Below are 23,554 nucleotides of genomic sequence, written 5' to 3' on the forward strand. Positions count from 1 at the left end.
GAAAATTAATAGCAATAGTTCATTTTTAGGCATTAAAGGCGAAGAAAAATTATCTGATCGTTTGAGCGCTGTCTATTTAGCAGAGTGGGCATTTTATGCTGATGGCGACAAGAATGATTGGTCTCAAAGAAATCGTTATATTGGTTTAAAAGATCAGCATTTAGGAACTATCAAAGTCGGTAAACATAATACTCCGCTCAAAGAGTTATCTAGTCCTGTCGATAGTTTTAATAACTATATAAGTAATAAAGCCGATATCACAGGCATTATGACAGGAGAAAATCGTGTCAATAATGTGGTGGTGTACGACTCTCCAGAGCTTGCTTTTCAAGGCGGTAATATTGAAGCCAGTGTTTTGTTGGCTACTGGCGAGAGTCGAGGTATTGAAGATGATAAACGCGGTGGTGTAAATACGGCTGGACGTGGATTAGGGGATGCATGGTCTGCTTCTTTGAGTTATACCCATCCATTATTTTTTACTTGGCGTTGGTTATGACAAAGCTATTCCAAGTGATTTTTTGGGACACGGTTTATTAAATGCAAAAGATACAGAAACCAATGTAGATGAGGTTTTTGCAGCGGGAAATACATTGCGATTGATTGGTCGAATCACACCTGTTGAGGGATTGATGATCAAAGCGCTTTATCAAACTTCTGAGGTTGAAAATAAACTTGGAAATGATGAAGCTGCTGCAAATATTGATGATTCTAATGGTTGGTTGATTGGTGCTGAGTACAAAGTACCAAATTATGCCAATTGGACAGTCAAAGCTCAGTACAGTCAGAATTCGACTTCATTTAAAACAGAACAGGCAGATTTTGATGCTCAGCAAATATTGTTGGGTTTAGATTATGCTTTCAACAAACAAGTTAAAGTCTACGGATATACAGGTTATTCAACTTTTGAACAGGCTGATGCTAAGGATAAGCAACCTGTTGTGGGTACTGGCTTAGAATTTAAATTTTAAATCGATAAGACATTCTTGCAAATAGTTCTAAATGCTTCTATTTGCAAGAATAATTCTCAGTTACAAAAGTAAGTTTTTGATATCAATAATAATGTGAATAGTAAAGTATAATGATTTCATCATTCTTTCATCTTACTTGCCTACATTAAAACGAGTTTCTTTGTGATAGATATCAAGACCGTGGATAAACATAATATGATCTTTGAGGAAACAAATATTTATTTGTTTCATAGTATCAATTCACTAGCGACCCAATTCCCTATCATAGACAAGATCGCAGTTTTTTTAGCGGATGATCTAAATACTGTTTTTATCAGTTTGCTGGTTCTGATGTTGGTTCTAAAATGGAAAACACATCATCTAATCTTTGCTAAAACCTTATTTATAGTGCTTATCTCTTTGATATTAAGTGACTTAATCGAATATTTTTATCATCATCCTCGTCCATTTCAGTTGGATTTGGGACATAAGTTGATTGGGCATGGTCTGAGTTCATCTTTTCCTAGTCAGCATACGCTAACCGTTGTCATTATTGCATTTGCTTATCTACTTGCTGGATTTAAGACAATTGGAATTATTGGCTTGTTCGTCAGTCTGGTTGTTGGTTTATCTAGAATTTATGTCGGAGTTCATTTTCCATTTGATGTGGTTGGTTCGTTTTTAATCGGCTTTTTACTGGTTGTTTTTAGCAACTATATGTTGAAAGAAATGAGCTTGCGTATAAGACGAATGAGGCTACAGCAGTTGTTTGATTAAATAGAAAATGCGATTTAATATGCATTTTATCTTTTTGAATTTATGATTTTTTTACTGGATAGGTAAAATAATTTATAAAGTCTTTACGTTACAACTTTTGTTGCATTCACTAAGCTGATTAGATCGAAATAACTTAGGTCTATAGCCATGAGTGCAGCATTAGCTGAGATAAATTCTGCGACTAAAATTAATAATAATCTTCAACCCTTAATTGCACGCAGTAGGGTTAATGACTCCATTCATAATCACCGCTTCCTCAATGAAGTGGATAGCTATTTAGATACTTATCCTAATACTAAGCACATCGATATTTTCCTTTATGATCTCAATGGGCATTTACGAGGCAAAAGGATAGATATCAGTTGTCTCAAAAGCTTAGATAAGGGTTGTTATCTACCGCTGTCTATTTACGCCATGAGTTTGGATGGAAATGTTGTTGAGGAAACTGGACTAGGCAAGTTTGTCGGTGAACCAGATTATTTATGTGTACCTGTGTTGGGGTCATTACGTCCCAATCCTATAGATCCACATATCAATGCTCAGTTACTTTTAACGATGAAAGAAAATAATTTACAAGCTTGTCGTTATGAACCGCGCAATATTTTAAATAAATTGCTGAATCGATTACATCTGTTAGATTATTTTCCATGTATCGCTGCTGAGCTTGAGTTTTACTTACAGCCTTTATCCCAAGAGAGCCAAAAGTCAGCCATCCCTAAACAATGTTTTGATTTAAACCCACATGCTGATATCCAAGCAGTGTTGGATGAAATAGAAACGATTGCTGAAATACAGGGAATACATATCACTGGAATCGTTTCTGAGTCATCGTCAGATCAGTATGAAATTAATCTGCCGCATGGAACTGATATTTTGAAGCTCTGTGACCAAATCTTGATGTTAAAACGGAGTATTAAACAAGTTGCAAATAAACATGGCTTTAAAGCTAATTTTTTAGCAAAACCAGATTTGCATAAAGCAGGGAGTGGAATGCATTTTCATATGAGTCTACTTGATGCTAACAAACATAATATTTTTAGCTGTTCTGAACGTGACTTTGCAAAGCCATTATTAAATGTAATCAGTGGATTGATTCATTTTATGCCAGATTCTATGGCGATCTTAGCCCCTAATTTCAATTCATATCGCCGATTTAAGTTAGGTCAGCATGTCCCTTTGGAAGCAAACTGGGGTTGGAATAATCGTAATGTCGCACTGCGCATTCCATGTTCGGATTCAGAAAATCAAAGAATCGAATATCGAGTAGCTGGAGCCGATTGTAATCCATATTTGGCAGTCGCCATCATATTAATGGGAACGCTGCATGGCTTGACTCACATATCAGCAATTCCCAAATCAGTGAATCAATCTAAGCAGATTGGTGAACATTATTTTCTTCCGACAGAACAAATGGATGCATTGAAGAGATTTAAAGCTAATTATTGGATGAGTGAATATTTAAATCAAGATTTTGTTGCATTGTGGTGTACTGTTAAACAGGCAGAGTATCAGCATGTCTTGAGTCAGATCACTGCTATTGAAAAAAATTGGGATATCTAAGACATCACATATTTTGATGTCGGACTCAAAAAAGGCTGCTAAATGCTTTAATTTGAAAAGCATTTATTTAGGCATAGCTTTGTAATGAGTTAAATATAGGCTCAAAACTCTATGAATTTGAAGGCATAACGCATCGAAGGACATAACAAGTCTTTATAGGACAAATAACACTGGTATATGAAAAACAAATTGACAGCATTCAGAAGAGGCTATAATTTAATCATTGGTTCTAATTTGGAACTTTATATAGCCTCTATTTAATTTCAAATAGTTGAGCTAATGTTTTGATTGAAGTTGTAGATCAATAAGAGATGTAAGTCATAAGAGTTGTTAATGTGATTTAGTGTTTGCTTACAGAAATGTTATGGGTGAAGAGAGCGATGATGTCAAATGATGTGAATACAATTACAGTGCGCCAAACGCAATTCAAAGCCGAAAAAATTACCACGCAATACACTGAATCTACTTTCATGTCACATTTTCTCACAGCTCTGTCCATGAGCTTCCCACAGGGTGAACGCTTTTTTGTAGAAACCGTCCGAAATGTGCGTGATCAAATCCATGATGAACAGCTACAAAAAGATATCTCAGGTTTTATTGGGCAAGAGGCGCATCATGCGCGAGCACATGAGCAGTTTAATCAACTGGTGCAAAGCAATGATTATCATCTAAAAAAGTTTGAAAAGGCTTATGAGCAGGAAATGATCCGCCTAAGAACTTTAAGTCAGCGCCGTCAATTGGCTGCTACAGTTGCACTTGAGCATTTTACGGCGATGATGGCAGGTTATATGCTTGAATATCCAAATATTATGTTTAAAGGCTTATCTGAAAATATGAAGAATCTTTGGCTTTGGCATGCTGTTGAAGAAATCGAACATAAGCATGTGGCATTTGATGTATATCAGCAAGTCTTTGCCAACTTAGCTCAACGCCGTAGAAGTATGCGAACAATTACGGTGGGATTCATCAGTAGCACGATCATAATGACAGGTCATTTAGTCTGGCAAGATCGAAAGAATACCTTATATTCACCGAAGCAGCTGTTCAAGAACACACAAACACTTATGGGTCTTGTCCACATGATGTGGCGTTTATTACCTGACTATTTAGCATTTTATAAAGCAAGTTTTCATCCATCTGAGATTGATCAGCAGGATTTATTGATCAAAGCGAGAGCTTTATTAGCTAGCTAATTTAATGATTGGGATTTAAAAGTACTGTATTTTTTAGCGTTTGCTTGGTAAATAATTTACGGCATAAAAATGCGCATCTATTTTTGATTTTAAAAAGCTTAAATGATTTATCAACTTTTACTTCAATATACAAGTTGATCTTTTTATGCAGGGTATGAATTTCTATATCACTGGCGTAGACCATATTAAAAAATATTGACTTCAACAGCTAAATGGTGCGCTCAGCGGGACTCGAACCCACGTCGGTCGCTTAGGAGGCAACTGCTCTATCCAGTTAAGCTATGAGCGCATAATTAAATGATTATAAACAAAAAAGTGATTGCCTTAGCAATCACTTTTTGATTAAACCGACTAGCTGTATTTAGCTCTTATTTTTCAAATTTAAAACACGATAGAGCACAAACATTAGAACGATCCAAATAGGAATCATGAGCACAGATTCTTTAAAACCTTGCTGCCACATGATGTAAAGTACAACCGCAATAAATGCGAGTACAAGATAATTGCTGAATGGTGACCATAAAGCAGGGAAGCTCGTTGTTAATGCTTTTTGTTTGACCATCGCTTTAAATTTCAAATGCGTCAAACTGATCATTGCCCAGTTTAAAACTAAAGCACCCACAACCACATACATCAAATGACCTAAGGCATCTTCTGGTACGAAGTAGTTTAAAAGTACACATCCGAAGATGAGCAATGCTGAAAGCAATACGGCTGGAACAGGAACACCTTGTTTATTCACTTTAGCAAATACTTTAGGTGCATTACCTTGTTCAGCTAAACCAAACAACATGCGGCTGTTTGCATACATACCACTGTTATATACAGATAATGCTGCGGTTAAGATAATGAAGTTAAGTAGGTGAGCAGCCCAACCAATTCCCATTTGACTGAAAATCATTACAAATGGGCTTTTATCTAAGCCACCTAAATCAAGCTGATTCCAAGGCACAAGTGATAATAAAATTGTGAGTGAACCGATGTAGAAAATCAGAATACGGAACACAACTTGGTTGATCGCTTTAGGAATCGTTTTCTTTGGATCATTGGCTTCAGCCGCTGCCATACCGATTAATTCAATACCACCAAATGCAAACATCAAGAATGCCAGCATGAAGAATAGACCTTCAAACCCATTCGGGAAGAATCCACCATGACTCCAAAGGTTGGTAAATGAAGCCGTAGAGTTGGCATCCGCAGTGAACAGCAAGAACAGACCAAATAAAATCATCGCTACAACAGCGGTGACTTTAATAATGGCTAACCAAAATTCTGACTCACCATAGAATTTTACATTGGTGAGATTGATCGCTGTAATAATCACAAAGAAGAATAAAACTGACTGCCATGTAGCAATATGAGGCCACCAGTAATTGATATATTTTGCGACTGCCGTGAGCTCACTCATCGCAACGAGGATATACAATATCCAATAATTCCAACCTGATAAAAAGCCTGGAAATTTACCCCAATATTGATATGCAAAATGACTAAATGAACCTGCTACAGGTTCTTCTACGATCATTTCACCGAGTTGACGCATGATTAAAAAAGCAATCAAACCGCCAATCGCATAACCCAAAATAATAGATGGTCCAGCAGACTGGATGACTTGCGCAGAACCTAAAAATAAGCCCGTACCAATAGCCCCACCCATCGCGATGAGTTGGATATGGCGGTTTTTTAGTCCACGCTGAAGTTTAGAAGAATCGTTGTTCAAAGGACTGAGCTCGACGAGGAATAAGTGGATTATTCTAATAGATTGAATGATTTTCGACTAGTAAAAGTACAGGCGGGCTATGACTGGAAAGTTGTTTTTAAAATTCATTTAAAATCTTATATTTGGGTGAATAGTAAACTAAGTGAAGTTTGTTTTCTGATCATTTAAATCGGGCACTTGATTTTTAAACCGCGTATAAATGTTTCGATGCCATTGTTAATTTGTACAAAAATACTCAATATAGTGAGCACATTTTACCCATAACAATTGACCGAAAAGCAATTGGTCGTATGGCATATTTTATTGCTGTGAAGTAATTTTAGACTCAAGATTTACTTGCACCAAGAACATGATAAAAGGATGAAATTGACATGAGCTCAGTACCGCAAATCAAAGTCCCTGCAACATATATGCGTGGTGGCACAAGTAAGGGTGTTTTTTTCAAACTTGATGATTTACCTGAAGCGGCACAAGTAGCAGGCAAAGCACGTGATCAACTTCTTCTCCGTGTGATTGGTAGTCCTGACCCATACGGTAAACAAATCGATGGTATGGGAGGGGCGACCTCAAGTACCAGTAAAACGGTAATTTTGGCTAAAAGTACACAGCCTGAACATGATGTTGATTATTTATTTGGACAGGTTTCAATCGACCAGCCTTTTGTAGATTGGAGTGGTAACTGTGGAAACCTCACTGCTGCTGTAGGTTCTTTTGCAATTTCAAATGGTTTGGTGGATGCAGCTCGTATTCCTGAAAATGGAATTTGCACAGTTCGCATTTGGCAGAAGAATATTCAAAAAACTATTATTGCGCACGTACCAGTGACCAATGGTCAAGTTCAAGAAACAGGTGATTTTGAATTAGATGGTGTCACTTTCCCTGCAGCAGAAGTTCAAATCGAATTTTTAGATCCTGCTGATGATGGTGATGAAGGTGGGGATATGTTCCCTACAGGAAATGTTGTTGATGAATTGGTGGTACCTGAGATCGGTACTTTCCATGCAACTTTCATTAATGCAGGTATTCCAACTATTTTCTTAAATGCAGAAGCGATTGGTTATCAAGGTACTGAATTACAAGATCATATTAATGGTGATGCCGCAGCACTAGCTCGTTTTGAAAAAATCCGTGCGTATGGTGCTGTTCAAATGGGTTTGATTAAAGATATCTCTGAAGCTGCTGCGCGTCAGCATACTCCAAAGATTGCTTTTGTATCTCAACCAAAAACCTATACATCATCAAGTGGTAAAACAGTTGAAGCTGCTGGTGTTGACTTATTAGTTCGTGCATTATCTATGGGTAAACTTCACCATGCCATGATGGGAACTGCTGCAGTTGCAATTGGTACTGCTGCTGCGATTCCTGGTACGTTGGTGAATTTAGCTGCTGGTGGTGGTGAGCGTGAAGCGGTTCGTTTTGGGCATCCTTCAGGCACGTTACGTGTTGGTGCTCAAGCTGAGTTGATTGATGGAAAATGGGCTGTGAAAAAAGCCATTATGAGTCGTAGTGCACGTGTTCTGATGGAAGGCTGGGTTCGTGTACCAGGTGATACCTTCTAAGCCGTATTCATCTGTTTTAAACACCTCCATTTGGAGGTGTTTTTATTTTGTATAGCTTGAAAATACAAAGATAATCTATCGGGATAAATAGTGATATGATGTTGCCATTCTGACAGATGCTGTCACTTCTTCATTTATTCATTTTTCGAGGCAATTGTGTCGTCTATTTCTCCAGTTAATGCGGATGTTTTAAAACAAGCTCAACAACGTATTCAACAAGATTTATTGACAGCATTGGCTGCATTTTCTCTCCCAGAACCACTCAAAGCAGCTGTTCACCATGCCGTTATGCTTGGTGGTAAAAGAGTCCGCCCAGCTTTATGTTATGCGGCTGCTTCGTTACAAGCCAACCAAAACTTTGCTGCCGCACGTCGTGCAGCTGTCGCAGTAGAACTAATTCATTGCTACTCACTCGCACATGATGATTTGCCTTGCATGGATAATGATTTACTGCGTCGTGGTCAACCGACTTGTCATGTTGCATTTGGTGAAGATACTGCTTTGTTGGCAGGTGATATTCTGCAATCGATGGCATTTGAGATTTTAGGCAGTCGTTTATTTGACGATCAGGCACAAGGTACAGATGCCGCTATTGTTCTCAAGCAAATGCAAATCTTAGCTACAGCAAGTTCGAAGATGGTTTGCGGTCAGGTTTTGGATCTTCAAGCTGAAGGTAAGCATGTTGCCCAAGATGAATTGGAAAATATTCACCGTAATAAGACAGGTGCTTTAATTCAGGCTGCCATCATGATGGGGGCTGTGACTATTTACTCTGGCACAGATCAGGCGATTCCAAAATTACGTCAGTTTGGTCAGAGCATTGGCTTAGCTTTCCAAGTTCAGGATGACATTTTGGATATTACGGCGAGCACTGAAACCTTAGGTAAAACCGCAGGCAAAGATGAACAAGTCCAAAAATCAACATATCCTGCTTTAATGGGGTTAGAGCAAGCACAAGCCTTTGCACAAACCTTACATGATCAAGCATTTGAAGCATTAGAATACTTTGGTGAAAATGCCAAAGAGTTGATTGAGATTTCTAAATTTTTATTAGATCGAAAAAATTAATTTGGGGAAGTATATGAACGTACAAGCTTTACGGTTTGTGGGAACGCTTGAAGGCATTTCATTTTTATTATTGCTCGGCGTTGCCATGCCGATTAAGTATATTTGGGGAAATCCTGTTTTTGTCAAATATATTGGGATGGGGCATGGTGTTTTATTTGTACTATTCCTTGTGATGCTTTTAGTTGTTTGCCATCGAATGAAATGGTCTCTGTCAATCTTTAATTTGGGCTTGATTGCTGCCATTTTACCATTTGGCCCTTTTATCTTTGATCGTAAAGTTAAGCAATTAGCCGAAAAAGATCATTCAACGTTGATTGCAGAGTAAGATGTACTCAAGTACAAAAAAAAGCCATGATGATCATGGCTTTTTTTGCAAATAAAACGTTAAAAACAATTAACGTCCCATAAGACCACGAATTGTATTTAAAACATCGGCTGGTAAAACCACTGTTTTTGCATTATTCGATTTCGCCATATCTTGCATAGCTTTTACATATTGTTCGCCCAATAGGTAAGCAACAGGAATTTCTTTGTCGCCAACAGCATTGGTCACCATATTAATTGCTTTCTCTGATGCTTCTGCAAGAACAACTTGAGCTTCTGCATCACGACGAGAGGCTTCGAGACGTCCTTCAGCTTCCAAAATCGCTGCTTGTTTTTCACCATCAGCTTTCGTAACAGTTGCACGACGCTGACGTTCAGCTGCAGCCTGTGCTTCCATTGCAGATTGCATCGTATGTGATGGTTGAATATCTTGAATTTCTACAGTTTTAAGTGTAATCCCCCAATCAGAAATATCATCTGAAATAGCAGCCTTTAATTTCGCTTTGATATGATCACGTGACGACAAGGCATCATCCAAATCCATTTCACCTACGATCGAGCGCAGAGAAGTTTGTACAAGATTTTGAATCGCCCAAGTATAGTTTTCGATACCATACACGGCTTTTTCAGGTGTGGTCAGATTGATATAAGCAACGGCATTCATCACTAACACTGCATTATCACGTGTGATCACTTCTTGTGATGGAATATCTAAGACAATATCTTTCGTCGTGATTTTATATGCAACTTCATCTACATATGGAATCACAAAATTGAGACCCGGATTCAACGTGGTATGGTATTTACCAAGACGTTGAACAATCCATTTATAACCTTGGGGAACAATTCGAACCCCTTTAAAAATGGTTATACCAACAAAAGCGAAGAGCGCTAAAACAACAATAGTACCGACAGACATTAGAAACCCTCTTTATGTTTATGAAGTGCTATGCGGTTGAACAACTAAATCATTACCCATGATATCAATAACACGAACACGATCTCCGACTTTTACAGGAGCTGTGCTTCGACAGTTCCACTCATCAGAGCCGAGTACAGGCATTGGAAAACGCACCACGATTTGACTGTGATCCAGTCCAGTTTGGATGACCATCCCCACTTGACCAATGGTTGCTTCACGGGATAAACCCGCTTTGGTCTTATCAATTGAGAGTGGTTTTATAAATTTAAACCAAAGAATCGTACATAAAATCGATAAAATCCCCCAAGTGATCACTTGAGTGGTAAAGCCCATCATTGGGAAAAGCCAAAGTAAAATACACACCATCACTGCTGCTATACCAAACCATAGTGCAGCAAATGCAGGTAATACCAATTCTGAAAGAATTAACAAAATACCTAATACCAACCAGTGCCAAGGCTCAACTACAAATTCCATAGATTTGCTCGTATCGTTAAACGGTAAATAGAGGTGAAAAAATATTCACCTCTAGCACTGTAACAGATGATTATCTTTATGAATATATAAAGATAATGAATGTGTTTTAGAATTTTGGTCGAGGGGCAGGTTTAAATGCTGCAGGGGATTTTTTGAAGTTAGTAATTGCAGCTCGGATCGCTGTGATCTTGGCTTGAGCCGCCTTTTCACCTTCTAAGATAGCTTGGTTACTTGATTTTAGATCAAGTACACCGAGATGACCGACTTTCGGCTGAATCACGACAGTAGCTTGATTAAGTTCTTCGTTAATACTTTGCTGACCCATGATATTAATCGTCTGATCTAGTAATCCCCACATATTCATGGGTTTATCACCTATAGGACGCGCAGAAATATCAACCGCGATGATGATATCAGCACCCATATCTTTCGCTGTTTTTACAGGAATAGGGCTGACTAAACCACCGTCGACATATTTGGTACCACCGATGACCGTTGGCACAAAGACATTTGGAATACTACACGATGCACGTACAGCTTGACCTGCATTGCCTTTAATAAATTCAGCTTTCTTGCCGTTGTCTAAACGAGTTGCTACAGCAGCAAAACGTATTGGGAATTTCTCAATCGGCTTGTTGGCAACTTGACTGTTGACATAATTCTGAAGTTTTTGCCCCATGATAAAACCTTGGCTATTTAAGGTGAGATCACGGATGTCAGATTCTTGCAGTTTTAATGCAAGACTTTGCATCTGATAAGGCGTTTGCCCACTTGCATAAATGCTACCAACAAAGCTGCCAGCACTGGTGCCGGTCACAATTTTAGCTTTAATGCCATGTGACTCAAGGACTTTGATGACGCCAATATGTGAAAAGCCTTTAGCACCGCCACCGCCTAATGCTAAAGCAATCACGGGCTCACGTGCTTTTAAGGTTGAAGTTGGAGGCGTTTTTTTTGCAACTTGATCACAACCAAATAATGTTAAGCTAACAAGTGCTAAACAGGAGAGTTGAGCAATTTTCATATCAAAAGGAGATAAAATCGACGAAAAGATGGGCACATCTCAGCAGATTTGCCCTCGATTTTCTAGTTTTTTTTCACAAGTTTTTGTAATGGCTCTGCTAACCAATTGGGATTTTTGGGAGAAAAATGTCCTTGGTAAAAACCCATAATTTTTTCAAGATCTTGTTGATAATGACCTGTTGGCGTAAAGGCACCTAAGCAGTAAATCGTTTTGTGGTCATAATCAAAAGAGAACATCACAATCGGAATACCTGCTGCATGTGCAATATGGTAGAAACCACTTTTCATTTTTTCGGCTTTTTTACGCGTCCCTTCAGGTGCCATTCCGACCCAGATTCGATCGCACTTTTGAATTTCCGCAACGACCTGTTCAGTCAAACCATTGGTACTATCACGATGCACAGGGATTAATCCCGCCCAGTTGAGAAGGGGCTTAAATGGAGGCTTAAATAGTGTATCTTTGCCTAGAACCGTAATCTTGAGCCCCAAACCGCCAATCGCAAGAAAACCGTACCAGCCATCAATATTAGACGTATGTGGTGAGATAATAGCGACTGCTTTGGGTAAGTTTGGAATTTCACCAACCACTTTCCAACCTTGACTTAGAAAGAGTTTCTTACACAATGCACGGCTATAACTGGTTCCTCTTTGTGGTACTAGAGGCGGTAATTCAGGAAAATGTTGTGACATAGGTTCAGAAAAATAATGACAACTTTAATCATCTTAAACTCTCACTATCTGCATCGCATTGGCAAAAAATGAGATTTTAATGTGGTGGTTTTGAGAGGATTAGATAGTTGAAGTTACAAAGAAATACTTTAGGAACAGCCTTACATGCCTAATCTTCGTCAAATCTATTTATTGCTATTTTCGTTGTATTGGGCACAAGGATTACCTGTCGGTTTTATGACACATGCTTTACCTGTGATTTTAAGATCTCAAGGTGTATCTCTGGCACATATTGGCGGTTTTGGATTATTGATGTTGCCGTGGTCGATCAAAATCTTTTGGGCTGCATATGTTGATCGTTATGCAATCTCGAATTTAGGTCACTATCGCAGTTGGATTATTCCTACTCAATTCGCTAGTGTTGTTATTTTGGTGATATTGTCCTTTTTTCCGATTCATGCACTTGATCAACCTCTGTATTTATTAATCTTCTTTACTTTGCTGTTATGTATAAATCTTACAGGTGCGACACAAGATATTGCGACGGATGCTTTAGCTGTTAATTTACTTAAAAATGATCAATTACACTGGGGTAATACCTTTCAAGTGATTGGTTCTCGGTTAGGGTTTATCGTCGGTGGAGGTGTCGTACTTTGGTGCTTGGATTGGTTATATTGGCAAAAAACATTTTTATTGTTGGCGGTTTTAGTATTCCTGAATACCATTCCTATTTTATTTCATAAAGAACCTGAACGAATTAAATCGATAAGTTCAAATAACAGCTCAAATCATTCAAAAATTAATTCGATTAAACAATATCTTCATTATTTTAGCTCGTCTCCACAGTTAAAAGCATGGTTGCTAGTATTAATCACTTTTAAGATTGTTGATGGATTGACAGGGCCTATATTAAAACCACTTGCTGTTGATTTAGGTTTAACTTTTTCTCAAATTGGACTTTATATTACAATTTTAGGTGCTGTGGCTGCATTGTTAGGTGCAGCAATTGCAGGGGTGTTGTTGAAATATCTGTCTAAGGCTTATGCCTTGATTATATTTTCTATGTTAAAAATTCTAAGTCTATTTTTCTATGTTTATTTGGGTTATGTATTTGAACATCATAAAAAAATTGATTCTTCTATAATATATGTAATCAATGCCTTTGAAGATGCATGTTCCGCGATGTTGTTGGTGGTCATGCTCAGCTTAATTATGAACTACAGCCGTAAACACTTTGCGGGAACTGACTTTACTTTGCAGGTTTCAGTTATGGCGACAGTCAGTGGTTTATTATATTTACTAAGTGGATTACTTGGTGATTTGCTTGGATATTACTATTATTTGTCTGTAATTTTTCTAATATCATTCATTTGTTTGCTACCAATTTTTAATTGGAAGAAATATGTAAATATTAATCAAGGTTGATTACAAATTTATAAAGCTTGGATATTAAACTGTAATATTTCAATGTGAGAATCTAAGGCTTTTCGATAAATGTATCCCTGCATTCAATTGTTTTTTAGCTCTATTTCTTGAGTTTAAAATATGATGGGTAGTATTGTAAATCACTGACTAATAAATATTTTTTGGCGTGGATATAATAAAAAAGATAAGGTGTTAGTCTCGGCTAAAAATTAAACTTTAGTCGAAAATGGAATAAATAAATAAGATTTTAATCGTTTTGTCATATAAAGTTAATGTGTAGGATTTGTTACAAATTTAACTAGGATGGCAAAAATGAAAATCAAAATTGTAACAGCAGCAGTATTAGGTTTACTTGCAACCTCTACTTTTGCAGCACCAACAATCTACGGTGAAATCGACGCGAGTGTTGATTATTTACCAGAAAAAAATGCGACAAAATCAAACAAAGATGTTTGGGAAATTAGTTCGAACATCACCTTTATCGGATTCAAAGGTGATGAGAAATTAACAGAGCGTTTAAGTGCTGTTTATGCTGCTGAATGGGGATTCAGTGCAGATGGTGACAGCAGTGATTGGACTCAACGTAACCGTTTTGTTGGCTTAAAAGACAGCAAGTTGGGTACAGTTAAAATTGGTGAACATGATACACCAGTCAAGCAACTCTCAAGTGTTGTAGATACCTTCAACAACTATGTTGCTAACAAAGCAGATGTAACAGGGATTTTTACTGGCGAAAACCGTATTGATAATGTAGTGATCTATGAGTCACCTGCAGTCAAAGTTCTTGATGGTGCATTTAAATTTAATGCTTTACTGGCAACAGGTGAGGCGACTGGGATTAAGCAAAGCAATGGTGGTGCTAAAGTTTCAGGTGGTGGGTTAGGTGATGCGTGGTCTGCTTCGGTAACTTATGAAAACCCACTTTTTGTTGCGGGTCTCGGTTATGACAAAGCGATCCCAAGCACATTTTTAGGCAAAGGTATTTTAAATGCTTCAGAACCAGAGAATGATATTGGCTCTGTTTTTGCGGCAGCGAATACAGTTCGTGCGATTGGTCGATTAAATCCAATCGAAGGCCTAGCACTTAAAGCATTGTATCAAAGTTCTGAAGTTGAAGCTGTGTCAGGCAATGAAGTTGGTTCAGCAAATATTGATGATGCACAAGGTTGGTTAGTCGGTGCTGAATATAACATTCCACAGTCTAAAAACTGGACAGTGAAAGCTCAATACAGCCAAAACGATACCAGTTTCAAAGACAACAGTGCAGACTTCAAAGCTAAACAAGTCATCGCAGGTGCGGATTACGCATTTAGTAAGCAAGTAAAAACCTATGGTTATGCTGGTTATTTAACGCTTGAGCAAGCGGACAAAAAAGACAAGCAACCTGTAGGCGGCATAGGTTTAGAATTCAAATTCTAAGCCATGTAATTCTAAAAACACCCATAAGGTTCTTATTGGGTGTTTTTTTTATTGGCTCAAATGACATTTATTTTAAATATAATATATGGTTTTTAATAATGATTATTATTAACTCTAATTAATTCTTATCTGTATGATAAATATTGTTATTTTTATAAGTTAAATTCTGCGTTTTTTGCATGAGTCATGTTGCTTTAAGTGATTTTTAAGTTTCAGCTTCTATCTTTGTCGCATACAAAATTATCTCTTCGATTGTGACGATGACTATGCTGCTGAAAAAACTAAGGGCAAAGCCTATTTCGCTACTCACGTTTAACCTATTGCTTTCAATTTGGTTAGGACTTTTCTTAAATTTTGCCTTTTATGAAAAGCTTCAGTCGCTTACACCTTATACAGGTATTAAAGCAGGGTTATTCGTAGCCGCTTCAGCTGTAGTCGTTGTATCAGCCTATTTCTTTCTTTTTCAACTTTTGAACTGGAAATGGACAGCCAAGCCTGTTGCAATCGCCATGGTATTTATTGGTGGATTTGCTTCATATGCTGTCAGCACATTAGGGGTGTTAATCACTTCTGATCAGATTCAGAATTTGATGCAAACAGATATCGCTGAAGCAAGAGATACGTGGTCCATACATTTGATCACTTGGACACTGGGCATGACCGTATTACCGATTATTGCTATATTGATCGTAAAACTGAAATCTGAACCGATCTTGAAGCAGTTGTTGAAAAAGGTCATGGCGACGATTGTATCACTAGCGATGGTGGGTGGGTTGTTGTTCATATTTTACGTGGATTTTGCAGCAATCTTTCGTGAAAATCGTGATTTAAAAGGGATGATCTCTCCACAAAATATGATTGCTTCTTTTGTGTCTTATTATAAAAAGAAAGCACCTAAAGAAAATTTACCATTGGTCACTTATGGGACTGATGCAAAACTTGTAAAAGAAAATTCTGCTCGTCCGAAATTGATGGTTTTGGTGGTAGGTGAGACAGCTCGTGCTGAAAACTTTTCTTTAAATGGTTATGCGAAAAATACTAACCCGAAATTATCAAAACAAGACATTATTAACTTCTCTCAAGTAAGTTCATGTGGTACAGCAACGGCTGTTTCAGTGCCATGTATGTTCTCTGGTATGCCTCGTAAAGATTATGATGAAGGGCTTGCAAGTCATCGAGAAGGTTTACTTGATATCGCACAACGTGCTGGCTATAAAGTCACTTGGATTGATAATAACTCTGGATGCAAGGGCGCTTGTGACCGCGTTGAGCAGTTTAAAATACCTGAACCTATCCAGCAGAAATGGTGTGAAGAAGGTGAATGTTTTGATGATCTTTTAATTGATAGTTTGAAAACATATATCGCAACTATTCCTAAAAATGACACGCAACCTCGATTGATCGTTTTACATCAAATGGGTAGTCATGGACCTGCGTATTACAAACGTGTTCCGCCGCAGTTCAAAGTCTTTAAACCAACTTGTGATACCAATGCCATCCAAGGATGTAGTCAAGATGCACTGATTAATAGTTATGACAATACCTTGTTGTACACTGACTATGTGTTAGATTCATTGATTGAAACATTAAAAAATACAACGCAGTATGAGACAGGTTTGTGGTATTTATCAGATCATGGTGAATCAACAGGTGAAAGTGGTATGTATCTACATGGCGCACCATATGCGATTGCACCAAGTCAGCAAACACATGTACCGATGTTGATGTGGTTCTCTGATGCGTGGAAGCAACAAGCCAATCGTCAAGTACAGTGTTTAACACAGCAAAAAACTGAAGCATTAAGCCAAGACAATTTATTCCCGACTTTATTGAGCTTGCTGAATGTCAAAACGAAAGTAATTGAGCCACAAAATGACATGCTGTCTGCATGTTCAAATTCCTAAGAATGAGGAAATCATGACTAAAATCTTGATGATCGAAGATGACTTTATGATCGCAGAGTCAACCTTGACTCTATTGCGCTATCATCAGTTTGAAGTGGAGTGGGTCAATAATGGTGTGGATGGTTTAACGATGTTGACCAAACAACCATTTGACTTAGTACTGCTAGATCTAGGATTGCCTCTGATGGATGGCATGCAAATCTTAAGACAGATTCGTCAGCGATCTTCTATACCTGTTTTAATTATCTCGGCGCGTGATCAACTCCAAAATCGAGTGGATGGACTGAATCAAGGTGCTGACGATTATTTGATTAAACCTTATGAGTTCGACGAATTACTCGCACGTATTCATGCTTTGTTACGACGTGGCGGTACTGAGAATGCACAATATAAACAACAAACCCAATTGCTCAAAAGTGGTGATCTAGTTCTAGATGTCGAACAACATTTAGCGACCTTTAAAGGGCAGCAGATTGAATTATCCAATCGTGAGTGGGCGATTTTGATTCCATTAGTCAGTCATCCCAACAAGATTTTTTCTAAAGCAAATCTAGAAGATAAGTTGTATGATTTTGACAGTGAAGTCACGAGTAATACCATTGAAGTCTATGTCCATCATTTACGAGCAAAGTTGGGTAAAGACTTTATTCGTACTATTCGTGGATTGGGCTATAGATTAGGACAAGCATAAGTATTATGAAGTTATCCAAGCAATATTCCCTCAAGAAAAGATTAATCTGGGGGACATCAGTTTTTAGTTTATTGCTTGGATGTTTATTGATTTTCACCGCTTATAAGATCGCTTTGCATGAAGTTGATGAGATCCTCGATACGCAAATGCAATATATGGCTGAACGGTCTACTACTCAGCCTTTAACCACCATCACCAGTAAAATCGAATTGCATCGGACTTATCACGAGGAAGATTTGCTGGTTGATATTTGGGCCTACAAAGATCAAAGTCACTTATGGCATCAAACGCATCTATTGATCCCACCAGTGAAGCAAGCAGGTTTTTACACGCAAGAAACACCACAAGGAAAATGGCGTGTTTATGTCATCCCGTTAAAAGATTATCAAATTCAAGTGAGCCAACAAGAGCAGGTACGCAAGAACTTCGCTTGGGAGTTGGCAGGTAGTATGTTTGTGCCATATGTGCTGTTACTGCCTTTTGCAATTATTATCTTAGCATTCATTATTAGTCTCAGTTTAAAACCTTTAGAAGACTTCAAGGCTGAATTGCGCAGTCGAGATTCGGATGGCTTAGCACCGATTGATAGCCAAGATTATCCGCAAGAGTTAATTCCAACTATTGAAGAAATGAATCATTTGTTTGGACGAATCCAACAGGCACAGGCTGAACAAAAGCAATTTATTGCAGATGCTGCACATGAACTCAGAACACCTGTAACGGCATTAAATCTACAAACCAAAATTTTAATGAGTCAATTCCCTGAGCACGAAGCTTTAATTAATCTAAGTAAAGGATTGGCGAGGATTCAGCATCTGGTGACTCAATTACTGGCATTGGCTAAACAAGATGTAGGTTTAAATTTGATTGAGCCAAATACGGAGTTTCGCCTTAATGATGTTGCACTCAATTGCGTCGAGCAATTAGTCAACTTAGCCATGCAAAAAGAAATAGATTTGGGTTTTGAGCGTAATGATGTGATTGAAATGAATAGTTTGGAGTCAACTATTCATTCGATTATTTTTAACCTGATCGATAATGCGATTAAGTATACGCCTAATCAAGGCATCATTAATATTTCAGTCTATAGTGACCAAGACAATTTTGCATGTGTGCAAATTGAAGACAGTGGTGCTGGCATCGACCCTGAAAACTACGATAAAGTATTAAAACGTTTCTATCGTGTGCATCACCACCTAGAAGTGGGCAGCGGCTTAGGACTTTCCATTGTTGATAAAGCTATTCAACGTTTAGGCGGTACGCTGCAACTGTCTCGTAGTATTGATTTGGGTGGCTTATCCGTTTTAGTGCGCTTACCTAAAATCTTAAATCATCACTGAGTCACTTTGATTTAAGCATTGCTTTCTGCATGCTCTCGAAGATAACGAAGAAACAACACACATTTTTGGATGCGTTTACCATCATTGCCGACGCGGTTTACGTTGAGTCTGAGCACCCAGTTTAAGCGTTTTCCAACTTTACAAATGTCTTTATACACTTGTGGTTCAGCGAGTAGAGCTTGGTAAAGGATATAGCTTGCATCATTAAGCTGTTCAAATTCGAAATGATAGGCCGTCGAGAAAATATATAAAATCCAATCACGGACAAAACAATCGTGCAAGCTGAGCACGGATGCAGGATCAGTTTCGAAATCAATAAAACTAAAATGTCTTTCTTGATCCACTAAAATATTACGTGCAAAAGCTTCGCTTAAATAACCACCTTGCAAATGAACATATTGAACTGCTTGAATCGCTTGGGTAAATAAAGTGGTTTTAGCTGCTAAATCATCTTTGCAGTATGCAAGTGCTTGATCTAATTGTTTAACTTTACTTTGATGTTGAGCGCCAATATCTTCCAGTAAAATCCCTTTGTCAGAATGAGCAAGCACATTAGGTGTTGATACACCAAGTTGTTTGAGCTGTTGAATACGCTGATATTCACATCGAATCGCCGCCGCGCCACCTTGATTCGGGACAGGCATAATGGCGCCAAGATTGAAAATCTTGGCAAGCCATTTCAATGGCGTATATAACCATAGACCATGACGTTCAGATGCTTTTTTTAACCATACTTTACCAGTATCGAGCTTATAAGCCTGAATAGATGCTTGTTGGGTTTTTAAGGTATTGTCTAAAAAAGTCTGAAAGTCATCCATTCGCAGCAAACTATAATTAGGTGATTGTATAAGGGTATTTGAGTGATCACTTTACCACATCAGGCAAAACTTTCGGAGTATCAATTATGTTCGAGCGTATGAGATGGCGTTGGTAGGTTAAAGCATATACAGCAAGATTGATTGCAAAGCAGATCCACGCTGTCCATAAATTATGGCTGAGAAAATGAGCACCACGCATCATCTGTGCCCATCCCATCGCAAAACCAAGTAGGATACCTGCAAATAGATAAAACCATGCTCGTTTTTGTTCATCGAGTCGATAGACAAAATAACCTGTCACCAGTGCAAAGCCTGTACTAGCATGTCCACCAGGAAAACAATGTCCTGCTGTAGCAGAAAAATTCCATGTGAAGCCTGTGGTTGTTGCAGTCGTCATCGCCCAAGGACAAGCATGAGCAGCATTTGCTTTGATTAGCCCGATCACACAAGTACATAACATGCTGACCCAAAACATATAGCCATATTTCCAGCGCTTTGCTTTGAGTTTTTCAACTTTGAAAGATGCTATCCATAATAAGAAAAAACTAATGTAGACCAGCGTTAAAACCTTTTTGACATAGGTGTGATTGAGTTTTGCTAGATACCAATCGCCTTTTAGCGCAAAATCACCAAATGTACCCACCCAAGGTTGGATTAAGTACATGTCTATGCTGCCCCCTACAGGAAAGACCCACCACAAAATAAAAAAACTGATTAAAAGTAAGAAACTTGTCAGCAGAAAAAATGGCGTTTTAATAATCATAGGATTAAACGTCGAAAAGTAAACAATCTATGATTTATTAAACTGTTTTAATCTTAAACAGCTCTTAAAATTGACATAAAAAAAAGCGGCGTTTCCGCCGCATAAAACATTAAAACTTAAAACATTGATTCTTCAGAATTCGCTGAAATCTTATGAATCGAAAGGTCAGCACCACGATACTCATCTTCTTGAGATAAACGGATGCCCATAGTGACTTTTAAAATGCCATATACGACAAAACCACCTACCAATGCGATAGCAACACCTAAGCCAGTCCCGATGATTTGAGAAATAATCGATACTCCACCCAAACCGCCAAGCGCTTGCTGACCAAAGATACCTGCCGCAATACCCCCAAAAGCACCACAGACACCATGTAATGGCCAAACCCCCAAGACATCATCAACTTTGAGTTTGTTTTGCGTGTAAGTAAATAGATAAACGAACATGCCACCAGCAGCTCCACCAATAACCAATGCACCGATAGGATGCACGATGTCAGAACCAGCACAGATCGCCACTAAACCAGCTAAAGGACCATTGTGCAAGAAGCCTGGGTCATTTTTACCCATAAAGTTAGCTGCCAAAGTACCGCCAACCATCGCCATCAATGAGTTGATCGCAACTAAGCCAGAGATAGCATCAACACGTTGAGCACTCATTACGTTGAAGCCAAACCAACCTACGATCAAAATCCATGAACCTAAAGCAAGGAATGGAATAGATGAAGGAGGGTGAGCACTTACACGACCGTCATTTTTATAACGACCATTACGCGCACCTAACAAGATCACCGCAGCTAAGGCAATCCACCCACCCATCGCGTGTACAACCACAGAACCAGCGAAATCATGGAAAGTTGCACCAAAAGAGCTTTCAAGCCATTTTTGGAAACCATAGTTTCCATTCCAAATCATCCCCTCAAAGAACGGGTAGATCAGGGCAACTAGAAGTAAAGTTGCGATCGCTTGTGAACGCATTTTGGCACGTTCAGCAATACCCCCAGAGACAATCGCTGGAATGGCTGCAGCAAAGGTCAATAAAAAGAAGCAACGCATCAGGTTATAACCATGATCAGCAGCTAAAACTTCGCCTGCATGAAAAAAGTTTTGTCCATAGGCAATCCAATAACCAACAAAGAAGTAGGCAATTGCGGAAATGGCAAAGTCAGTCAGAATTTTACTGAGTGCATTGACTTGGTTTTTGTGACGAACGGTGCCTAGCTCTAAAAATGCAAAGCCTGCGTGCATTGCCAAAACCAGTACTGCACCGAGCAGTAAGAAAAATAGATCTACGTTTTGCATAGTGGTGCTCAAAAAAAGTGCTAAATTTTATTTTGGTGCAAGTATTTGATTCGTTTTTGCACCAAAATAGATTTAGTAAATCTAAAACTAGAGCAATCTTAAAATGCTCATTTCTCTGTATTTTGATAAGCAAAAAACGCACCAATTTAGAAATTAAATTGTAATTTTGATGAAAAGTGGTGCATTTTGATTAAAAATAGCACAGAAATTTAAAGGTGTAGACCTAAATAGCAGCATTTTAGCGGATGTTATTTGATTAATTGATTTTAGTGTGGAGGCGTTCTACTTGCTAATCATCATGCAAAAGACAAGCTGCTACTTTCCAATAGTGATTGTTGCTACAATTTTTATTTTTCAGGTGGATGAATATGTCCTTTGATCTCAAAGTTAGTTTCAAACAAAGGTCTGAACCATCTGCACAGCAGAAAAAACTCAATCTATTAATTGCTCAAATTGAACAGCAAAAAATCAGTCTCGCCACATGGAAAAATGCACAAGACGAGATTCAACAGCATACCCGACAGAAGCTCATGCCAGTCTACCGTGAACTACACGAGGTATTGTTTCTACAATTAGAGCAACTTTGGCACTTGTTGCAATCGCATACATTTTCCAAAACCGACTTACAACAACTCGATGAAAAAATCGCACAACTTGCCCGTATGTTGAAACGCTCACAAATGTTGAATGAAGAACAGCTCACTCTTGTGCAGCAGATCGACACCGTTTATCAGCAACATACTCAACAATCTGTTAAAAAGCTTAAAAAAGTACAGTCAGAAAATTTCGAGTATCAAGCATCCTCTGAGCAGAGCATCGAGCAACATGCAGAACAAAGGAGTGAACAAGAAGACGACTTTGAGCAATATGCGGCGGAACAACAACAAGCAAGAGAAAAAGCCAAACAGCTACGACAGCAACAAAAACGTGAACAAGCTGAGCAACTAGCAGCACAGTCACTTAAAACGGTGTATTTAAAAATAGCTGCCATGATTCATCCTGACCGTGAGCAAGATGAAACTAAGAAAGCGGAAAAAACCGAATTGTTTCAGCAAGCCAGTCAGGCTTATGAACTGCAGGATTTGTTTTATTTACTGAAACTTCAATTACAGCTTGAACAAAATAAGGGTGTAGGAACTAAAGAGCTTTCTACGGAGCAAGTAAAGTTTTATAAACTGGCGTTGGATGCACAAAGTCAGCAGCTTGAAAGCCAAATTGACGAAATTTTAGATTCTTTTCAGTTAGCAAAGAAAGTCAAAGCCGAGCATCTTCATATTAATGATGTGTATAAAGCGATAGATGCGGACTGTGCTGAGTTAAAGCAGCAGTTGAAGTGGGAAAAAGAGCGTTTAAAGCATATGAAAAAGGTGAGTGGGGTGGAGATGTTATTGGAGCATGGGGTGCTTTGATTTTTAAAAGAGTCTTTCTCTAACCTTATAGTACAAGGAGGGAAAGACGGTTTGTGCTTATTTTAAAATTTCAGATAAAAAGGGATCATTTCGAACATAGGTTTTCCAAAATGCAGAAAATGGATAATTCTGTTGAAGCATATTAGTTAGGACTTACGCACTATTATTTATAGATTCTCTGTGGTAGCAGATGATTTTTATCGAGAATAAAGTCATCAATGAAGTTTTTGATCATTGGTCTA

Annotated in this window: 20 protein-coding genes, 1 tRNA gene and 1 pseudogene; 13 read left to right on the forward strand and 9 right to left on the reverse strand. The window is 38.2% G+C overall.

Annotated features, from left to right (window positions below):
* From A2003_RS01460 to A2003_RS01475, 4 genes and pseudogenes are all read left to right on the forward strand, one after another.
* Positions 1-968: pseudogene (locus A2003_RS01460) on the forward strand (porin); the annotation flags it as partial.
* Positions 969-1,163: 195 nt separating this feature from the next.
* Positions 1,164-1,724 carry a phosphatase PAP2 family protein gene (locus tag A2003_RS01465; protein WP_004963780.1) on the forward strand — a complete coding sequence of 187 codons (561 nt, stop codon included), beginning with the start codon at positions 1,164-1,166 and terminating at the stop codon, positions 1,722-1,724.
* A gap of 147 nt (positions 1,725-1,871) precedes the next feature.
* Positions 1,872-3,284, forward strand: a complete 1,413-nt coding sequence (locus A2003_RS01470; RefSeq protein ID WP_112987144.1) for a glutamine synthetase family protein — start codon at positions 1,872-1,874, stop codon at positions 3,282-3,284.
* Positions 3,285-3,667: 383 nt separating this feature from the next.
* Positions 3,668-4,477, forward strand: coding sequence for a metal-dependent hydrolase (locus A2003_RS01475; RefSeq protein ID WP_171293871.1), 810 nt, complete (start codon positions 3,668-3,670; stop codon positions 4,475-4,477).
* 213 nt (positions 4,478-4,690) lie between these two features.
* Here the strand turns inward: A2003_RS01475 and A2003_RS01480 are convergent.
* Positions 4,691-4,766, reverse strand: a tRNA-Arg gene (locus tag A2003_RS01480).
* A 72-nt stretch (positions 4,767-4,838) separates the two neighbouring features.
* Positions 4,839-6,197: an amino acid permease gene (locus A2003_RS01485; protein WP_112987146.1), complete on the reverse strand. Its 1,359-nt coding sequence runs from the start codon at positions 6,195-6,197 to the stop codon at positions 4,839-4,841.
* 371 nt (positions 6,198-6,568) lie between these two features.
* On the opposite strand from A2003_RS01485, the gene prpF reads away from it, so the two are divergent.
* The 3 genes from prpF (at position 6,569) to A2003_RS01500 (ending at position 9,149) form a co-directional block, all read left to right on the forward strand.
* Positions 6,569-7,756 (forward strand): 2-methylaconitate cis-trans isomerase PrpF, encoded by a 1,188-nt coding sequence (gene prpF / locus A2003_RS01490; RefSeq protein WP_112987147.1) that lies wholly within the window; start codon positions 6,569-6,571, stop codon positions 7,754-7,756.
* A gap of 156 nt (positions 7,757-7,912) precedes the next feature.
* A complete protein-coding gene (locus A2003_RS01495) occupies positions 7,913-8,824 on the forward strand; it encodes a polyprenyl synthetase family protein (protein WP_112987148.1) in 912 nt (303 codons plus the stop codon).
* A gap of 13 nt (positions 8,825-8,837) precedes the next feature.
* Positions 8,838-9,149, forward strand: a complete 312-nt coding sequence (locus A2003_RS01500) for a DUF3817 domain-containing protein (protein ID WP_004963712.1) — start codon at positions 8,838-8,840, stop codon at positions 9,147-9,149.
* Positions 9,150-9,218: 69 nt separating this feature from the next.
* Here A2003_RS01500 and A2003_RS01505 read toward each other — a convergent pair whose 3' ends face one another.
* The 4 genes from A2003_RS01505 to A2003_RS01520 all read right to left on the reverse strand — a co-directional run bounded on the left by A2003_RS01505 (position 9,219) and on the right by A2003_RS01520 (position 12,260).
* On the reverse strand, positions 9,219-10,067 hold the full coding sequence (locus A2003_RS01505) for an SPFH domain-containing protein (protein ID WP_004908506.1): 849 nt from the start codon (positions 10,065-10,067) through the stop codon (positions 9,219-9,221).
* A gap of 18 nt (positions 10,068-10,085) precedes the next feature.
* Positions 10,086-10,547, reverse strand: coding sequence for an NfeD family protein (locus tag A2003_RS01510; protein WP_004908503.1), 462 nt, complete (start codon positions 10,545-10,547; stop codon positions 10,086-10,088).
* Positions 10,548-10,653: 106 nt separating this feature from the next.
* Positions 10,654-11,571 (reverse strand): patatin-like phospholipase family protein, encoded by a 918-nt coding sequence (locus A2003_RS01515; RefSeq protein WP_112987149.1) that lies wholly within the window; start codon positions 11,569-11,571, stop codon positions 10,654-10,656.
* A 62-nt stretch (positions 11,572-11,633) separates the two neighbouring features.
* Positions 11,634-12,260, reverse strand: coding sequence for a lysophospholipid acyltransferase family protein (locus A2003_RS01520; protein WP_004908496.1), 627 nt, complete (start codon positions 12,258-12,260; stop codon positions 11,634-11,636).
* A 144-nt stretch (positions 12,261-12,404) separates the two neighbouring features.
* Between A2003_RS01520 and A2003_RS01525 the strand changes: the two genes are divergently transcribed.
* The 5 genes from A2003_RS01525 to A2003_RS01545 all read left to right on the forward strand — a co-directional run bounded on the left by A2003_RS01525 (position 12,405) and on the right by A2003_RS01545 (position 19,018).
* Complete coding sequence (locus A2003_RS01525) at positions 12,405-13,664, forward strand: MFS transporter (RefSeq protein ID WP_112987150.1); 1,260 nt, start codon at positions 12,405-12,407, stop codon at positions 13,662-13,664.
* Positions 13,665-13,976: 312 nt separating this feature from the next.
* Positions 13,977-15,083, forward strand: coding sequence for a porin (locus A2003_RS01530; protein ID WP_286686722.1), 1,107 nt, complete (start codon positions 13,977-13,979; stop codon positions 15,081-15,083).
* A gap of 266 nt (positions 15,084-15,349) precedes the next feature.
* Positions 15,350-16,987, forward strand: a complete 1,638-nt coding sequence (locus A2003_RS01535) for a phosphoethanolamine transferase (RefSeq protein ID WP_112986725.1) — start codon at positions 15,350-15,352, stop codon at positions 16,985-16,987.
* A 13-nt stretch (positions 16,988-17,000) separates the two neighbouring features.
* Positions 17,001-17,678 carry a response regulator transcription factor gene (locus A2003_RS01540; RefSeq protein ID WP_112986724.1) on the forward strand — a complete coding sequence of 226 codons (678 nt, stop codon included), beginning with the start codon at positions 17,001-17,003 and terminating at the stop codon, positions 17,676-17,678.
* 5 nt (positions 17,679-17,683) lie between these two features.
* A complete protein-coding gene (locus A2003_RS01545; RefSeq protein WP_112986723.1) occupies positions 17,684-19,018 on the forward strand; it encodes an ATP-binding protein in 1,335 nt (444 codons plus the stop codon).
* An 11-nt stretch (positions 19,019-19,029) separates the two neighbouring features.
* Here the strand turns inward: A2003_RS01545 and A2003_RS01550 are convergent, their stop codons facing one another.
* The 3 genes from A2003_RS01550 to A2003_RS01560 form a co-directional block, all read right to left on the reverse strand.
* Positions 19,030-19,836 carry a serine/threonine protein kinase gene (locus A2003_RS01550; protein WP_099949052.1) on the reverse strand — a complete coding sequence of 269 codons (807 nt, stop codon included), beginning with the start codon at positions 19,834-19,836 and terminating at the stop codon, positions 19,030-19,032.
* Positions 19,837-19,882: 46 nt separating this feature from the next.
* On the reverse strand, positions 19,883-20,599 hold the full coding sequence (locus tag A2003_RS01555; protein ID WP_112986721.1) for a phosphatase PAP2 family protein: 717 nt from the start codon (positions 20,597-20,599) through the stop codon (positions 19,883-19,885).
* A gap of 116 nt (positions 20,600-20,715) precedes the next feature.
* A complete protein-coding gene (locus tag A2003_RS01560; protein WP_004908475.1) occupies positions 20,716-21,903 on the reverse strand; it encodes an ammonium transporter in 1,188 nt (395 codons plus the stop codon).
* A 368-nt stretch (positions 21,904-22,271) separates the two neighbouring features.
* Here A2003_RS01560 and A2003_RS01565 point away from each other — a divergent pair, with 368 nt between their 5' ends.
* On the forward strand, positions 22,272-23,312 hold the full coding sequence (locus A2003_RS01565) for a molecular chaperone DnaJ (RefSeq protein WP_087540593.1): 1,041 nt from the start codon (positions 22,272-22,274) through the stop codon (positions 23,310-23,312).
* Positions 23,313-23,554 lie beyond the last annotated feature (242 nt).

The sequence above is a fragment of the Acinetobacter sp. GWC1_38_13 genome (assembly GCF_001767535.1).
Taxonomy (GTDB): Bacteria; Pseudomonadota; Gammaproteobacteria; order Pseudomonadales; family Moraxellaceae; genus Acinetobacter; species Acinetobacter junii.

Coding starts and splice junctions, on each gene's coding strand:
- A2003_RS01465 (WP_004963780.1), top strand. CDS start 1,164: ATGATCTTTGAGGAAACAAATATTTATTTGTTTCATAGTATCAATTCA.
- A2003_RS01470 (WP_112987144.1), top strand. CDS start 1,872: ATGAGTGCAGCATTAGCTGAGATAAATTCTGCGACTAAAATTAATAAT.
- A2003_RS01475 (WP_171293871.1), top strand. CDS start 3,668: ATGTCAAATGATGTGAATACAATTACAGTGCGCCAAACGCAATTCAAA.
- prpF (WP_112987147.1), top strand. CDS start 6,569: ATGAGCTCAGTACCGCAAATCAAAGTCCCTGCAACATATATGCGTGGT.
- A2003_RS01500 (WP_004963712.1), top strand. CDS start 8,838: ATGAACGTACAAGCTTTACGGTTTGTGGGAACGCTTGAAGGCATTTCA.
- A2003_RS01505 (WP_004908506.1), bottom strand. CDS start 10,067: ATGTCTGTCGGTACTATTGTTGTTTTAGCGCTCTTCGCTTTTGTTGGT.
- A2003_RS01510 (WP_004908503.1), bottom strand. CDS start 10,547: ATGGAATTTGTAGTTGAGCCTTGGCACTGGTTGGTATTAGGTATTTTG.
- A2003_RS01515 (WP_112987149.1), bottom strand. CDS start 11,571: ATGAAAATTGCTCAACTCTCCTGTTTAGCACTTGTTAGCTTAACATTA.
- A2003_RS01520 (WP_004908496.1), bottom strand. CDS start 12,260: ATGTCACAACATTTTCCTGAATTACCGCCTCTAGTACCACAAAGAGGA.
- A2003_RS01525 (WP_112987150.1), top strand. CDS start 12,405: ATGCCTAATCTTCGTCAAATCTATTTATTGCTATTTTCGTTGTATTGG.
- A2003_RS01530 (WP_286686722.1), top strand. CDS start 13,977: ATGAAAATCAAAATTGTAACAGCAGCAGTATTAGGTTTACTTGCAACC.
- A2003_RS01535 (WP_112986725.1), top strand. CDS start 15,350: ATGCTGCTGAAAAAACTAAGGGCAAAGCCTATTTCGCTACTCACGTTT.
- A2003_RS01540 (WP_112986724.1), top strand. CDS start 17,001: ATGACTAAAATCTTGATGATCGAAGATGACTTTATGATCGCAGAGTCA.
- A2003_RS01545 (WP_112986723.1), top strand. CDS start 17,684: ATGAAGTTATCCAAGCAATATTCCCTCAAGAAAAGATTAATCTGGGGG.
- A2003_RS01550 (WP_099949052.1), bottom strand. CDS start 19,836: ATGGATGACTTTCAGACTTTTTTAGACAATACCTTAAAAACCCAACAA.
- A2003_RS01555 (WP_112986721.1), bottom strand. CDS start 20,599: ATGATTATTAAAACGCCATTTTTTCTGCTGACAAGTTTCTTACTTTTA.
- A2003_RS01560 (WP_004908475.1), bottom strand. CDS start 21,903: ATGCAAAACGTAGATCTATTTTTCTTACTGCTCGGTGCAGTACTGGTT.
- A2003_RS01565 (WP_087540593.1), top strand. CDS start 22,272: ATGTCCTTTGATCTCAAAGTTAGTTTCAAACAAAGGTCTGAACCATCT.